Raw genomic sequence first — 14699 nt, forward strand, 5'->3', positions numbered from 1 at the left:
TTGCCCTGCGGATAGGTATGGCAGGGATGCCTGCCATGACTGGCGCTTTTGGCTCGCGCCCTGTCACCAGCATCAACGAGGAAGGCTTGCGCGCCGTTGACCGGGACAAACCCTGATAGGGAGCTGTGGATCGCGGGTCGCTGCCAGGCTTACCTGCACAGCTTGCGCAGCAACTCTCCGGCAATCGTGCCAGGGCCGGCGACCTGGAAGGTGCCGTACTGCGGCGCGCGGATCGTATAGAGCGAGTCGCCGCGCGCAAAGCGCTTGCTGTAGAGCGTCTGCTCGACCACGGCGAACATCGACGTGGCGCAGTTCAGCACCATGCGCTTGAGCGACGAGCGGATCGGCTCGCCGCTGGCAGTGCGGATCACGCCCGACGGCGAATTGCGCATCACCACCACGCCGACTTCGGTGCCCTGGCGACGCACCGCGGACTGGTCGAAATAGGAAATCACGCCATTGGCGCCCATCAGGGGAAGCCATCGTTGCGGATCGGGGGCGGCCGGATCGGGTGCCGCGACCAGCCGGCAGCCTTCCCTGGGCGTGGACCGGAACACAGTGCCGGTGCCGGCGATCTGGCACTCGTACAGGCCAGCGGCTGCAGCCGGGCGGCTCGTGCTGGGAGGAACGGGGGACTGGGCCGGCGTGGCGCTGCCTTCGGCATGCGCCAGCGGTGCGGCCAGTCCGAGCAGGCAGCCAGCAAACGCGGCTGCGTGCCTAAAAATGCGGAACATCATGGAATTGCCCTCATATAGACGGGAAAAAACGATCCGCATTGTCGCACAGGAAGCACGCATCCCGGCGCGTCTGCATGCCGAAAATGCGTGCAGGCGGCGACTTTTTAGTCGTGCAGGCGCCGCCAGGCCACCAGGTCCTCGATGGTCAGCACTGGCAACTGGTACATCTCGGCAAAGACCAGCGCCTCCGGCCGGCGTGCCATGGTGCCATCCGGGTTCATCAGCTCGCACAGCACCGCGGCCGGCGACAGGCCTGCCATGCGGGCCAGGTCGACCGAGCCCTCGGTATGGCCGCGGCGCACCAGCACGCCGCCGTCGCGCGCCACCAGCGGAAACACATGGCCCGGGCTGACCACCGCATCGGTGCCCGCATCCCCGGCAATGGCAGCGCGGATGGTGGTGATGCGATCGGCGGCGCTGACACCCGTGCTGACGCCTTCGCGGGCTTCGATCGATACCGTGAAGGCGGTGCCGTACTGGCTGCGGTTGTGCTCGACCATCGGCCGCAGGCCGAGGCTGCGCACCTTGTCCTCGGTCAGGCACAGGCAGACGATGCCGCTGCATTCGCGGATCATCATCGCCATGTTGGCGTTGGTCAGGCGTTCCGCGGCCAGGATCAGGTCGGCCTCGTTCTCGCGGTCGTCATCGTCGAGCAGCACGACCGGACGGCCTTCGCGCATGGCGTCCAGCGCCTGCGCGATGCGCGCGGCCAGGGAACGGGGGTCGGCATCGGCGGCAAGATCCGCAGACACCTCGGGTGCAACAGCTTCGGTGGAAAGGCTAGACATGAAACGCTCCTTGTTCAGCATCAATGGGCGTTCCAGGGGAAGGATCAACGGAGTTGCAGCGCCGCACGCCGCGCCTGAAGCGCACGCACGAACAGCCGCGCCCTGCGCGCGGCGCAAGGCAACAGCAAACCGCAAGGCCGGGCAAGGCGCCAGGCCGCGCGGGCAAGCTCCGTCCATCTTCTTTCATCCGGACTATGACCGTCGGCCCTGGCCTCTCACCAGGTCTGCTGACCTCGCACGGGAATGCGAGCGCTCGCGGGCTCGCCGGACACGCACTGCGCGCCGCGGCATACCGCCGGTGGGGACTTTCACCCCGCCCTGAAGACGTAACGAACCGGTGCGGCCATGTAGCCGGCGCCGGCCCGCGAATGTTAGCACGATTGTTATTTTTTTCTTTGCGCGGGCGCTCGCCCACGTTTGGCCATGTCCCACCATCGCAAGGTGCCTTCCCGTGTACTACAAATAAGGGAGGGAGGCAGCGCATGTGCAAGCGGTGCCCGCAGTGGCGGCCGCCTCATGCCTTGCCGGACAACAACGCAGCACCTCTTCATCCGTGCTTCCCATGCGCCGACACGAACAAGAAGCCAGACAAGACCACCGTGTGAGTTGTTCCTCCTTCCATCCGCCCCCGCCCTGCCGGCGTGCGTGGCAACAGCGGGCACGCCGCACCGTCGCCGCGGGCCTGCTTGCCCTGCCCTTGTGCCTGGGAGCGACGGCGCGCGCCGCGCCTGCCGTGCAGCTTGGCTACGGCTTCGACGATACCCACGACGTGCAGAAGGCGGAGGTCGCCATGTTGTGGGATTCGGGCTTTGCGTGGGGCAATCCGCAAGGCTGGCAGGTCGACCTGCAATGGGAGGTCAACGTTGCGCGCTGGCACAGCAGCAGCGACAACCAACCCAACGACCTATGGGAGTTTGGTGCCTCGCCGGTGGTGCGGATCGCATGGTGGCGCCACACCTGGGTGCCCTTCCTTGAGCTGTCGGTCGGGCCGCGCTTGCTGACCAGCACGCACACCTCGGGCGACCACGACATCTCCACTGCCTTCCAGTTCTCGGAGTACGCCGGGATCGGCGTGACGGTGGGCAAGGACCGGCGCTTTACCGCGGGCTACCGCTTCCAGCACCTGTCCAATGCTGGCATCAAGCAGCCCAATCCCGGCACCACCTTCCACGTCATTTACCTGCGCTACCACTTCTGAGCGCCGGCCGCTGCAGCGCGCCCTGCGTTTCAAACAGGGTGCGGGTGGCATCGTCGGCCGGGAAGAAGCATTCGATGCGCAGCTCCTGCAGCGTGATGTCCTGTGGAATGCCGAGCGTGGTCAGCGTCGAGAACAGCGACGCGCGGAACGCGCCCGCATGCAGCACCACCGGCAGCAATGGCGCCGGCGGGCCATCGGTGCCGTCGTCCTCGCGCAGCAGCATGCCGCCCGGCCCGACCATGTCAGGATGCCAGGCGGCGATGCGCCCGAAGATCTCACGCGCGGTCTGGTCGTGGGCCTGCACCTGCAGCTCCTGCCACACGCGCCGCAACAGGTAGCGCCCGACCTGGCGCGCGTTCTCGATCACCGGCCACAGGCCCTCCGGATCAAACACGGTCAGCATCAGGTTGATCCTGTGGCTGCCTACCGTGAGCGATGCAGGCGCGCGCCCGCCCAGCAGGGTCTCGAGCATGCGCCGGTAGGCCGGGTTCGCATCCACCAGGTTCCAGAAGCGGTCCAGCACCACGGCCGGGTACGGCTCCTGCTTGGCCAAGATCAGCGCGATCGCCTGCTGCACCATCTGCAGCGGCGGCGAAGCCAGCGCGTGTTCGCTGTAGGCCGGGGCAAAGCCGCCGGCCAGCAGCAGCCGGTTGCGCTGGCGCAGCGGCACGCCCAGGCGCTCGGCCAGCGCCAGCACCATTTCACGGCTGGGGCGGGCGCGGCCGGATTCCAGGAAGGAGATGTGGCGCTGCGACACCCCGGCCGCCAGCGACAACGCCAGCTGGCTGTAGCCGCGCTTGCCGCGCCAGTAGCGCAGCAGGCCGGGGAAGTCGAGGGTGGCCTCGGAGGCTGGGGTCAGCGTGTCCATGGCATGCATTACAGCATGCACCGCGGCGTATGACCATTACCTTGGAGGTAATGGCTCCAATTCAGTCACCGCCTGCGGAGCGCCTGGCCGCGCCGCACGCACCGCGTCGATCAGCAGGCGCATGGCCGGCGTGGCGGCACGGCGCCGGCGCACCACGATCCCATAGGGCACCATCCGCCCGCGCATCGGTACCGGCAGCACCGCCAGCGCGCCCAGCGAGCCGAAGTAGTCCGCGATGGCACCCGGCACGACAGCAATGCGGTCGCTGTCCGCCAGCAGCGGCAGCGTGCCCATGATCGACGAGGTCTCGATGATGTCTTCCGGCAGCGACACGCGGTTGTCGCGGAAGGTCTGGTCGATGATCTGCCACATCGGCACGGCCGCCGGCGGGATGATCCAGGGATAGCCAGCCAGGGAAGCCAGTTTGACGCTACGCTTGCCTGCCTGCGGATGGCCGGCGCGCGCCACGATGGACAGCGACTCTTCGAACAGTGGTTCGAAATCGAGATCGTCGGCCACCGTACCCTCGGGGATGCGTCCGATCACCACGTCCAGCGCATCCTGCCGCAGCGCCTGTACCAGCACGTCGCTGGTATCGACCTGCATCACGATATGCAAATGCGGATAGCGCGCCTTGAGCGCGTTGATGACGCCGGACAGCACCGAAGGCACCGGGGCCAGGATCGAGCCGAGCCGCACCTTGCCCACCTCTCCCGCCGCGATGGCGGCAAATTCATCATGCAGGGCATCCAGGTCGGCCAGCACCACGCGCGCGTAGCGGATCAGCGCCTCGCCGAATACCGTCGGCTCGATGCCGCGCGCATGCCGCGTGAACAGCAGCGTGCCGACCACGCTCTCGAGCTCGTGCAATGCCTTGGTAACGGCTGGCTGGGACAGCGCCATCTGTGCGGCGGCGCGCCGCAGCGAGCGGTGCTCGGCCAGGGCCAGGGCCAGGCGCAGATGCCGCATATGCAGGCGTTTGCGCAGGGTGGCGGCGCTGGAGAGGGTGGCTGGGAGGTCTGGCATGGTGGCCGCGGCTTCGGCGAAGATTGGGACTTATAGCATGCTTGTGATTGCCGCTGGTCTTAAGCCAGCTCGGGCGGCTTTGGAACACTGATCCGATAGAACCTGGCCGCATTTCCAGCCAGCACGCGCTGCCTGGCCACGGGATCCGGCAGCCCCTCACACACCGTGCCCAGGATCGTGCCGAAGTCCGCGCTCAGGCCCGAGACCGGCAGGTTGCTGCCGAACATCGCCCGCTCATGCCCGAAGATCGCCAGCACCTCGCGCACGATGCGGCGGTTGCCCTGCGCATCCCAGTGCCCGCCGGCCAGCCCGAACTCCGACAGCTTGACCGACACATTGGCGCAGGCAGCCAACGCCTCCATGCCGGCGCGCCAGCAAGCCAGGCCCTCCTCCGAGCGGTCCAGCGGCAGGCCCGCGTGATTCAGCGCGATGTGCACGCCCGGCAAGGCGGCCGCCACCTGGGCCGCCTCGCGCAAGTGCCAGAACGGTACCCGCAGGTCCCACGACAGGCCATGGCGTTCCAGCCGCGCCAGGTCATCCAGCCAGGCCTGGTCCTGCATCGACCCGGGCCGCCCTGCCACCGACTCGCCCGGCGCCGACGCCGTCAGCGGTTTGCACCGGATTCCCCTGACCCGCGCGAACCCAGCCTGGCGAGCCAGCAGTTCGGCGCATCCGGGGGTGCCGAACGGCGCGTAGGCCACCACCGCCGCAGCCATGCCGGGGCGCCAGGCCTGGCGGTGCAGCCACGCGGTCTCGTCGACGGCTTCGCGGCGGTCGCGTTCGGCCTCCACATGCACGGTGGCCAGCACGGTGACGGCGCTGGTGTCATGCGCGTACTGCGCCTCCAGGTAATCGCGGCGCAGGGCCTGGTAATCGCCGAGAAAGAAGCTCTGCGGCCGGTATTCGTCTTGCAGCCAGGGATAGCGGCCGTGCCCGAGTTGCCACAGGTGGTGGTGGGCGTCGACGATGGCCAGGCCTGTGGGCAGCGCGCCAGCTGTTACCCGGTTCATCGGCACCGCCTCGGCAGCGTGGCGGCCAGGGCGCCGGCCAGCACCAGCGCGGCGACCAGCAGGTAGACACCGGCGCCCGCGCCGACACGCTCGATCAGCACGCCCGCCGCATAGGGGCCGCAGAATCCGCCCAGGTTGCCGAGCGCGTTGATCACGCCACGCGCCACACCCGCGTGCTCGGCGGCCAGCAGCCGCGGCGGCAGGGTCCAGAATACCCCCGCGGCGGATTGCAGGAAGAAGCCGCTGCCGACCAGCAGGCCATAGGACAGCCAGGTATTGTCGTGCCACCACACGGAACCGGCCAGGCAGGCCGCGAAACCCAGCAGCGGCCAGACCACGAAGACCTTGCGCCGGCCGGTGCGGTCGGACAGCGAGGAGATCGCGAGGATGCCGGCCATGGTGCCCAGATACGGCAGCACGGCCAGCATGCCTACCTGCCCCATGCCGCCTCCGGTCAGGCCCTTCAGGATGGTGGGCAGCCACAGCGTGTAGCCGTAGATCCCCATCTGGTAGAGAAAGTTGACGGCGATCAGGCGCCAGATCACGTCCTGCGACAGGATGTGCGCCAACACCGCCCGCGTGCCGCCCGCGCCCTGCCCCGCGCCCACGCCAGCGGCGGCTGCCTGTTGCTCTTCCTCGCGCAATCGCGCCAGCAGATAAGCCTTCTCTTCGGCCGAAATCCAGCGCGCCTGCTCCGGCCGGTCACAGGCCAGCATCCACCACACCCCGAGGCAGGCCAGCGAAATCAGGCCTTCCACGATAAACAGCCAGCGCCAGTCGAGCGCCGCGATCACCAGGCCCGACAACGGCGCGGTGATGATGCCGGCGATCGGCACGAACAGGATCACCAGGGCATTGGCGCGTCCGCGTTCGTGGTCGGGAAACCAGTTGCCGACCATGGTCAGCACCACCGGCAGCATGCCGCCCTCGGCCACCCCCAGTGCAAAGCGCAGAATCAGCAGTTCGGTCTCGTTGCGCACCAGTCCGGTCAGCACGGAAATGACGGCCCAGGCCAGCATCGACCAGGCGATGAACTTGCGCCCGCTGCCGCGCACGGCCAGCTTGCCGCCGGGAATCTGCAGGAACAGATAGCCGACAAAGAAAATGCCGCCGGCCAGGCCGGCCATGCTGGCGCCGATACCAAGCGCGTCGCCCATCCCGCCCGGCATCGCGAAGGCAATATTGACGCGATCCATGTACGAGACGATGCAGACCATCAGGATCGGCGGGATGATGCGCCACCAGCGCTGGGCGGGAATGCTGGCGGCACCGGTGACGGGTGCCGCGTCGATAGCGACGGACGTGCCGGCGCCGGCTTGATCCAAGCCTTTCATACTCTGTCTCCGTGATTTCTGGGTATCGGCCGCCGGCGTCTGCGCTGCCTTCGCGGCCTTGTCGGTTGAAGCGCCCGGTTGCTACCGCGGCGGCAAAGCCAGGATGGCAAGGCCGTCCGGTTCCTTGCCGGTAGTGAAGGCATGGCGCAGGGTCAGGCCAGGCAAGTCAAGCTGGCCGACGGTGTGGTCGTTGAGCGCGACATAGGCGCGGCTCGGGTCGGCCGGATGAAAGGCGAGCGCGATCGGCTTGGCGCCGGTGTCGACCCGGCCGGTCTCGGCGAGCGTGTCGGGGTCGAAAATGCGGATGCTGCGCTCGCCATAGTTGAGCACGAACAGGCGGTCGTCCGGCGACCAGTAGATGCGGGTGGGGTCCTCGCCGGTCGGCACCGTGCGCACCGCTTCCATCGTGCGCGCGTCCAGCCGGGTGAGACTGTGATCGTCGCGGCTGGCGACGTAGAGCGCAGCTTCGTCGCGACTCAGGTAGCAGCCTTCGGGGCGCCTGCCGGCGTTGGCCGCGCGCGGTGCGCGGGTGGCATCGTAGGGGTGCACCAGTGTCACGGTATGCGACAGCAGGTTGGTCACGTAGGCACGCTCGCCATCGGCCGACAACACGAACAGATGGCTTTTCACCCCGCCCGCCGGCACGGCGCGGTCCGGCACCGGGCGCTCCAGGGGCGCCTCGAACACCAGCAGCATATTGTCGCGCTCGCTCAGCGCATAGACGCGCCCTTGCCGGTCGATCTGCAGGCCATGGATGCGGTGATAGGGCGAGCAATCCAGCCGTGCCCCGACCGCGCCGCGCATGAGGTCGACAGCGATCACCGCGGCGCCACCGTCGCCGGCATGTGCGAAGGTCTGCACACCATAGTGGCCGACGTAGCCGCACAGGCGCTCGCGGTCCACCACGAATTCATGGGGATAGTCCGGCAACTGCACGCTGAAGCGGCGCTCACCGCTAGCCAGTTCGTAGGCGCTGAAGCTATGGCCGAATTTCTCCACCAGCACGGCCGTCCATCGGTTGTCCATTCTGTCTCCTTGTGATTCGCACGCCTGTGGGCTCCAGGCTTTTCGTCAGGGGGCACAGGTACTGCCACGGACAGAAGTTTGGCGCGGCCAACGATAACTATCTATTGAATATTTGGCATCGAGCTATCTCCGCTGGTTATCGCTCCGCGACCGGAGCAACCGCCACCATCGCCAGGCTGCCCGGCGCCGAGTCGTCATGCGCGGATGGTATGCTTGGTGCTTTCAACTTACACGCGAAGGGCGCGTACCCTGATGGAAATTGCCATACTACTGGCGCTGATTCTGCTCAACGGCCTGTTCGCGATGTCCGAAATCGCACTGGTCACGGCCCGCAAGGCACGTCTGCAGCGCCAGATCGAGAACGGCGACCGCGGCGCCATTGCGGCGGTCAAGCTGGGTGAGGACCCCACCCGCTTCCTGTCCACGGTGCAGATCGGCATCACGTCGATCGGCGTGCTCAACGGCGTGGTCGGCGAGTCCACGCTGGCCCAACCGCTGGGCATCTGGCTCCAGGGCTTCGGCATCTCAGAAACGACGTCCGGCTATGTGGCGACCGCCATCGTGGTGGCCGGTCTGACCTATTTTTCCATCGTGCTGGGTGAACTGGTGCCCAAGCGCCTGGGCCAGATGGCCCCGGAAGCCATCGCCCGCATGGTGGCGCGCCCGATCGGCTGGCTGGCCGTGGCCTCCACCCCGTTCGTCAAGCTGCTGTCCAGCTCCACGCGGCTGGTGCTGCGGCTGCTCGGCACCAAGGTCGACCGCGGCCCGGGCGTGACCGAGGAAGAAATCCACGCACTGCTGGTCGAGGGCTCCGAGGCCGGCGTGATCGAGCAGCACGAGCACACCATGGTGCGCAACGTGTTCCGGCTGGACGACCGCCAGCTGGCATCGCTGATGGTGCCGCGCGGCGATGTCGTGTACCTGGACGTGGAAGAGACGCTGGATGAAAACCTGCTCCGCATCGAAGAATCCGACCACTCGCGCTTTCCGGTCGTGCGCGGCGGCATGCACGACATCATCGGCGTGGTCAGCGCGCGCCAGCTGCTGGCGCGCCGGCTGCGCGGCGAGGAAGCCGACCTGAAGGCCGCGGCGCAGCCGGCGGTGTTCGTGCCCGAGAGCGTGACCGGCATGGAACTGCTGGAGAATTTCCGCGGCTCCGGCGGCCAGATGGCCTTTGTCATCGACGAATACGGCGAAGTGCTGGGCCTGGTCACGCTGCAGGACCTGATCGAGGCCATCACCGGCGAATTCAAGGCCGACGCCGCCGGCGAGGAATGGGCGGTGCAGCGCGACGACGGCTCGTGGCTGCTCGACGGCCTGATCCCGATCCCGGAACTGAAGGACCGCATCGGCCTGCGCCAGGTGCCGGAGGAAGAAAAAGAGCGCTACCACACCCTGTCCGGCATGCTGCTCCTGCTGCTGGGCCGCCTGCCGCAGATCACCGACAGCGTGCAATGGGGCGACTGGCGCTTCGAGATCGTCGACATGGACGGCAAACGCATCGACAAGGTGCTGGCCGCGCGCCTGCCCCCGCAGGAAGGACCTGAGGACGAGACCACCGGCTGATCAGGCCAGCCAATCCGCCGCTGCCGGATTCCGGCGGCGGCGTCAATCCAGGATCACAGCCGATTAAGGCCATCTTGATCCATATCAAGTTGCAAGTTGCGACCAAGTCACCTTGGCGCAATTTGCAATGTTCCGCCCCTCCCCTTCGCTTATGATCGGCCTGTGCGGCCCGCATGCGGCCGTGGCAGGCATGAATCACCCAGGCCTGACGACAAGCGCCGGCAGCCGCCCCAGCGGCCAGCCGGTCGACCAAATCTGCTACCGGGGAGACGCGGGCATCGCAAGGCCATCAACCGGCTGTCCGCAAGACCATCCATGCATCCTGATGCCGATGACATCGCCGCGCCAGCGGCCGCGGGCGCGCTTGGCGCGATACAGCCTTCCGCCCTGGTGTCCGCGCTTGCTGCACGCCGCTCCGGCACCGGGCAGCCGGCGACCATCCTCTCGATCCGCCTGGACCGGTTTGCCAGCGCCTGCGAAACCCTGGGCCCCCGGCGCGCGGCCAGGCTGCAGGCCATCGTGCAGGCACGCATCGCCTGCCTGCTGCCGCCCGGCGCCATCATGCACTGGATGGCGCCGGCAGACCTGGTGGTCATTACCGCGCTGCCGGACGGCGTGCCCGACCCCGGCCCGGTGGCCAGCCGGCTGGCCGACGACCTGTCCAGGCCGTTCGCGCTGGAGGGCTTCGAGCTGTTTATTTCGTGCAGCATCGGCGTGGCCACCGACCATCCGGATATCCCGGCTGAACGCAGCCTGCAGCAGGCCCTGGACGCCATGCTGCGGGTCGATCGACGGGGGGGCGACGGCCTGGCGCGCGCCGACAAGCCCGCCGCGCCGCCGACCGCGCCCCTGCTGGCAGCCCTGCCCGACGCACTGGAGCGCGGCGAGCTGAGCCTGCAGCTGCAGCCGCGCGCCGACTTCGCCAGCGCCGTTGTCAGCGGCTACACCGTGCGGCTGCGCTGGCACCATCCGGCGCTCGGGCGCGTGGCGCCGCAGGATTTCCTGCCGGCGGTGGAGTCGCTGGGGCTGGTCGGCCGGATTGGCAGCTGGCTGCTGGAAAGCGTGCTGCCGTTGGTACGCGCCGCCGAAAACGTGGCCCCGCTGCAATTCACCCTGCTGGCCTCCAGCGCGCAGCTGCACCGCCCGCAGATGGTGGAGGCACTGGCCCACGCCATCGACGCGGGCGGCATCGCACCGGACCGCCTGTGCATCGAAGTGTCGGCCAGCGCGGTGCCGGCCGACGCCGACATCATTGCCCGCTTTGCCGCCCTGCGCCGGCGCGGGCTGCAACTGACGCTGGCCGATTTCGACGACAGCCCGGGCTGCCGCCAGTTGCTGGCGGCGCTGCACCCGGACCGCGTCACGCTGGACGCGCGCCGGCTGGGCCATGCACCCCGGCCCGGCGATTCCGCCAACCGTGCCGACAGCCTGCGCGCCGCCTGCCGGCTGGCCCGGGGCGCCGGCGTGTCGGTCTGTGCCAAGGGGATCGAGACCCGCCAGCAGCTCGAGGCGGTACGTGCCTGGGGCTGCCACAGCGTGCAGGGCTACCTGCTGGCGCAGCCATTCCCCGCGACCTGGCTGCTCCAGACCCATGCGGCAATCCAGCAGCGCGCCCGGGAGCTGCTGGCGCCCCACGCCTGAGAACCGGCTGGCGTTGCGGCCGTTGCACGATTTACAAATTGGCACATACCAGATGGCAAACCCGCTCACAGCAGCGGTAAAATCGGCGCAAATCCCTCAATCCCTCAATCCCTGAATCTCTCGATTCTTAAAGTCCTCAAAAGGAGCCCGGCGTGAAGAAAGGTTGGATCTGGTGCGTTTTGTTTGCCACCCTGTTGGCTGGCTGCAACACGATGGCGGGGCTCGGCCAGGACATTCAGCGCGGTGGCCAGAAGCTCGAAAGCTCGGCGGACCGTCACAAGTAAGCCGCCAGCCCCCCAAGTCTGATGCGGCCCGGACCGCGTCGATATGAAAACGGCACGCCGCATGGCGTGCCGTTTCCTTTTTGCGCTGCCGGTGCTCAGCCCTTGTTGCGCAGTGCCTTGGCCTGCTCGGCCAGCGTGCGGATGCGGCCCCAGTCGCCACTGGCGACGGCGTCCTTGGGCACCACCCATGAACCGCCCACGCACACCACGTTGGGCAGCGCCAGGTAGGTCGGCGCCAGCGCGGCGTCGATGCCGCCGGTCGGGCAGAAGCGCAGTTGCGGCAGCGGCCCGCCCAGCGACTTCAGCATCGGCACCCCGCCCGCGGCCTGCGCCGGGAAGAACTTGAGGAAGGTGAAGCCGGCTTCCAGCGCCGCCATCGCCTCACTGGCAGTGGCCACGCCCGGCAGCAGCGAGATGCCCGCGCCCTGCGCGCCCTCGGCCAGCGCCGGGGTCAGGCCGGGCGAGACGGCAAACTGCGCGCCCGCATCGCGCACGGCGTGCAGTTGCTCGACGTTCAGCACCGTGCCGGCACCGACGCAGGCCTGCGGCAAGGCTGCCGCCACCGCCTTGATCGCTTCCAGTGCCACCGGCGTACGCAGCGTGATTTCAAGCAGCGGCAAGCCGCCGGTGACCAGTGCCTCGCTGACGTGCAGGGCTTCGTCGACCGAGTGGAATTCCAGCACCGGGATCACCGGCACGTCGGCAAGGCGTTGAAGCAGCGGGGAAGTCTGGTTTTGCATGGCTGTCTCGGAATAAGGAGTGCAGAAGCGGGGTTTCAGGGAAGCAGGAGTTCAGGCCAACCGGGTCACGCGATCACCGACACCGACTGCGCCAGCCGGCCCAGCACGGTCTGGGCGTCGGGGATCGGCGCCACCGCGCCATAACCGGTGGTCGACAGCGCGGCCGCGACGTTGGCATAGCGCGCCGCCTCGAACGGATCGGCACCCGCGGCCAGGCGCGCGACAAAGCTGCCGCCGAAGCAGTCGCCGGCGCCGGTGGCATCGATCGGCTTGACCGGATAAGGCGGCACCAGCGCGCGCGACTCGGGCGTGGCCACATAGGAGCCCTCTTCGCCCAGCTTCAGCGCGACCAGGCCGATGCCGCAGCCCAGCAGGTAGTCGACGATGGCGTCGCGGTCGTCCAGCCCGGTCAGCACGGTGATGTCATCCCAGCTGGGCAGGCACACGTCGGTCATCGTGAGGGCCTCGCGCATGATGCCGCGCGCGCGCGCCAGCGACCACAGCCGCAGCCGCAGGTTGGTGTCCAGCGTGACCTTGGTGCCGGCCTTGCGTGCATGCTCCATCGCGTCCAGCCCGGCATCGCAGGCGCTGGTGCTGATGGCCAGGCTGATGCCCGACAGGTGCAGGTAGCGCGCCGCCGCAATCGCGCCCAGCGGCAGATGCTCATGCTGGTAGCGGCTGGCGGCAGAGCCTTCGCGCAGGTAGTCGAAGCGGTGGCCGTGGTTGTCGTGCGAGACAAAGTAGACCCCGGTAGGCGCGCTCGGGTCGACGCGCACGTGGCGGGTATCGACCCGCTCCTGCGTCCACAGCGCGCGCAGGCGCTCGCCGAAGGTGTCGGCGCCGACCGCGCAGATATAGCCGGTGCTGGCGCCCTGGCGCGCAGCGGCAATGCAGAAGTTGGAAGTGTCGCCGCCAAAGCCTTGCAGGTAGCGCGACGGATCGTCGGGCTGCTGGTTGAACTCCACCAGCGGTTCGCCGTAGGCCAGGATGTCGATGCTCATGGTGCCGCCTGCCTCAGAAGAAGGTTTGCACGATGTCGATCACGCGCATGTCGCGGTCCAGCACCGGGATATGGCGCCACTTGTCGAAGGTCAGGCACGGGTGCGAGATATCGAAGGCGATCATGTCGCCAACCTGCACGTCGTCGCCCGGCTTGACCTGCAGGTAGGCGTGCTGGTCCATCATGCCGGTGACTTCCCAGTGCGCGGGCACGTCCACCGGCGCCTCGGTGCCGGGGCGGTACAGCCGCGCCGGGATCGGCATGCCGGCGTCGAAGGCCGCATCGCGTTTGCCCATGCCGATGATGACGCGGTCCGGCTCAGGGATCGACTGCACATAGGCCCACAACTGCAGCGCCGGCAGCAGGCCCTCGCGCATCTTCTGCGCGACCGGGTTGCTGGCCAGGATGCGCTGCTGCGCGGCGCGGTAGATGCCCACGTCGTGCGTCAGGTAGCAGCCCGGACGCAGCACGATGTCGATCGGCGCGCCGATCTCGGTGCGCGCGAATTCCTCGGCCACCACGTCGTACCAGGCCGAGCCCGCGCCCGACATCACCACCGGGCTGCGGCCGAAACGGCCTTCCTGTGCCAGTTGCCGCGTCACCGCCACGGTGCGCTGCAGGAACTTGCGGATATCGGCTTCTTCCTTGAGCACACCTTCATAAATCTCGACGCCGGCCAGCGACAGCGCCTGCGGCCAGCGCGCCAGCGCGTCCAGCACGGCCTGCTGCTGCGCGTCGTCGCGCACGCCGGTGCGCCCGCCTTCCACGCCCAGCTCCAGCAGCACTTGCAGCTTCTGGCCGCGCTCCTGGAAGAACTTGCCGAGCTGGTCGACCAGCGCAGCCGAGTCCACCAGTGCGAAGAATTCGAAATCCGGATCGCGCAGCAGGTCCGCGATGATTTCCATATTGCGCCGGCCCACCAGCTGGTTGGCCATCAGCACGCGCTTGACGCCGTGCGCATGCGCGGCCGCGGTCTGGTGCGCGGTGGCCAGCGTGATGCCCCACGCGCCAGCGCCGAGCTGGCGCGCAAACAGCTTGGGCGCCATGGTGGTCTTGCCATGCGGCGCAAGCTGCACGCCGTATTCGTTCATGAAGCGGCGCATCCATTCCAGGTTGTGCGCAAGCCGGTCTTCATAGAGCACCGCGGCCGGCAGGCTCAGCTCTTCCTGCAACAGGTTCCAGCCGGTCTGTCCGGCCGCATCCGGGGCGATGGGGGCTTCCATCCGGCCCAGCGCCTTGTTGAGCGGATCGATCACGCCGGCCTGATACTTTATTTCACGCATGCTTGTCATCACCCTGAAAAAATCTGATTGACGTAATGATAGCCCTGAAAATAAGATATTTCATCCTTGTTATAAAGTAACACGCAGATGCCCGGAAGGGCTAGCCGGGACAACGCGATTGGCACCCGCCACGTGCGCCAATCACAGTTATAGCCCCTGCCCGCGGGCACTGCAGCTTCCGTCACATTTCAATCCGAC

General features: G+C 67.9%; 14 protein-coding genes and 1 riboswitch. Of the genes, 4 read left to right on the forward strand and 10 right to left on the reverse strand.

The genetic code is table 11. The annotated features are described in order from the left end of the window. Window positions 1–149: 149 nt before the first annotated feature. Complete coding sequence (locus tag ACW4E8_RS22345; protein ID WP_456806541.1) at window positions 150–737, reverse strand: surface-adhesin E family protein; 588 nt, start codon at window positions 735–737, stop codon at window positions 150–152. Between the two features lie 104 nt (window positions 738–841). After that, window positions 842–1525, reverse strand: coding sequence for a 3,4-dihydroxy-2-butanone-4-phosphate synthase (gene ribB / locus ACW4E8_RS22350; protein ID WP_456806542.1), 684 nt, complete (start codon window positions 1523–1525; stop codon window positions 842–844). A 171-nt stretch (window positions 1526–1696) separates the two neighbouring features. Next, window positions 1697–1855: riboswitch (FMN riboswitch) on the reverse strand. A gap of 271 nt (window positions 1856–2126) precedes the next feature. On the opposite strand from ribB, the gene ACW4E8_RS22355 reads away from it, so the two are divergent. Beyond that, window positions 2127–2723: an acyloxyacyl hydrolase gene (locus ACW4E8_RS22355; protein WP_456806543.1), complete on the forward strand. Its 597-nt coding sequence runs from the start codon at window positions 2127–2129 to the stop codon at window positions 2721–2723. Here ACW4E8_RS22355 and ACW4E8_RS22360 read toward each other — a convergent pair. The 5 genes from ACW4E8_RS22360 to ACW4E8_RS22380 all read right to left on the reverse strand — a co-directional run bounded on the left by ACW4E8_RS22360 (window position 2698) and on the right by ACW4E8_RS22380 (window position 7987). After that, window positions 2698–3591, reverse strand: coding sequence for a helix-turn-helix domain-containing protein (locus tag ACW4E8_RS22360; protein WP_456806544.1), 894 nt, complete (start codon window positions 3589–3591; stop codon window positions 2698–2700). The two genes, ACW4E8_RS22355 and ACW4E8_RS22360, sit on opposite strands and share 26 nt — an antisense overlap. 36 nt (window positions 3592–3627) lie before the next feature. After that, a complete protein-coding gene (locus ACW4E8_RS22365) occupies window positions 3628–4617 on the reverse strand; it encodes a LysR family transcriptional regulator (RefSeq protein ID WP_456806545.1) in 990 nt (329 codons plus the stop codon). A 59-nt stretch (window positions 4618–4676) separates the two neighbouring features. Next, on the reverse strand, window positions 4677–5627 hold the full coding sequence (locus ACW4E8_RS22370; protein ID WP_456806546.1) for an amidohydrolase family protein: 951 nt from the start codon (window positions 5625–5627) through the stop codon (window positions 4677–4679). Further along, window positions 5624–6961 (reverse strand): MFS transporter, encoded by a 1338-nt coding sequence (locus ACW4E8_RS22375; RefSeq protein WP_456806547.1) that lies wholly within the window; start codon window positions 6959–6961, stop codon window positions 5624–5626. The genes ACW4E8_RS22370 and ACW4E8_RS22375 overlap by 4 nt, the downstream gene beginning before the upstream one ends. An 81-nt stretch (window positions 6962–7042) precedes the next feature. After that, window positions 7043–7987 carry a YncE family protein gene (locus tag ACW4E8_RS22380; protein WP_456806548.1) on the reverse strand — a complete coding sequence of 315 codons (945 nt, stop codon included), beginning with the start codon at window positions 7985–7987 and terminating at the stop codon, window positions 7043–7045. A gap of 252 nt (window positions 7988–8239) precedes the next feature. Here ACW4E8_RS22380 and ACW4E8_RS22385 point away from each other — a divergent pair, with 252 nt between their 5' ends. The 3 genes from ACW4E8_RS22385 to ACW4E8_RS22395 all read left to right on the forward strand — a co-directional run bounded on the left by ACW4E8_RS22385 (window position 8240) and on the right by ACW4E8_RS22395 (window position 11478). Continuing rightward, the gene (locus tag ACW4E8_RS22385; RefSeq protein ID WP_456806549.1) at window positions 8240–9553 is read left to right on the forward strand and encodes a hemolysin family protein; all 1314 of its coding nucleotides are present in this window, start codon (window positions 8240–8242) and stop codon (window positions 9551–9553) included. 315 nt (window positions 9554–9868) lie between these two features. After that, window positions 9869–11194, forward strand: coding sequence for an EAL domain-containing protein (locus ACW4E8_RS22390; RefSeq protein WP_456806550.1), 1326 nt, complete (start codon window positions 9869–9871; stop codon window positions 11192–11194). Between the two features lie 152 nt (window positions 11195–11346). After that, window positions 11347–11478, forward strand: coding sequence for an entericidin A/B family lipoprotein (locus ACW4E8_RS22395; protein ID WP_010814145.1), 132 nt, complete (start codon window positions 11347–11349; stop codon window positions 11476–11478). Between the two features lie 95 nt (window positions 11479–11573). Here the strand turns inward: ACW4E8_RS22395 and ACW4E8_RS22400 are convergent, their stop codons facing one another. From ACW4E8_RS22400 to ACW4E8_RS22410, 3 genes are all read right to left on the reverse strand, one after another. Further along, on the reverse strand, window positions 11574–12218 hold the full coding sequence (locus tag ACW4E8_RS22400) for a bifunctional 4-hydroxy-2-oxoglutarate aldolase/2-dehydro-3-deoxy-phosphogluconate aldolase (protein ID WP_456806551.1): 645 nt from the start codon (window positions 12216–12218) through the stop codon (window positions 11574–11576). A 65-nt stretch (window positions 12219–12283) separates the two neighbouring features. After that, window positions 12284–13219, reverse strand: coding sequence for a sugar kinase (locus tag ACW4E8_RS22405; protein WP_456806552.1), 936 nt, complete (start codon window positions 13217–13219; stop codon window positions 12284–12286). A gap of 13 nt (window positions 13220–13232) precedes the next feature. Next, a complete protein-coding gene (locus ACW4E8_RS22410) occupies window positions 13233–14501 on the reverse strand; it encodes an amino acid deaminase (RefSeq protein WP_456806553.1) in 1269 nt (422 codons plus the stop codon). Window positions 14502–14699 lie beyond the last annotated feature (198 nt).

This window comes from Cupriavidus sp. CP313, from assembly GCF_054072015.1.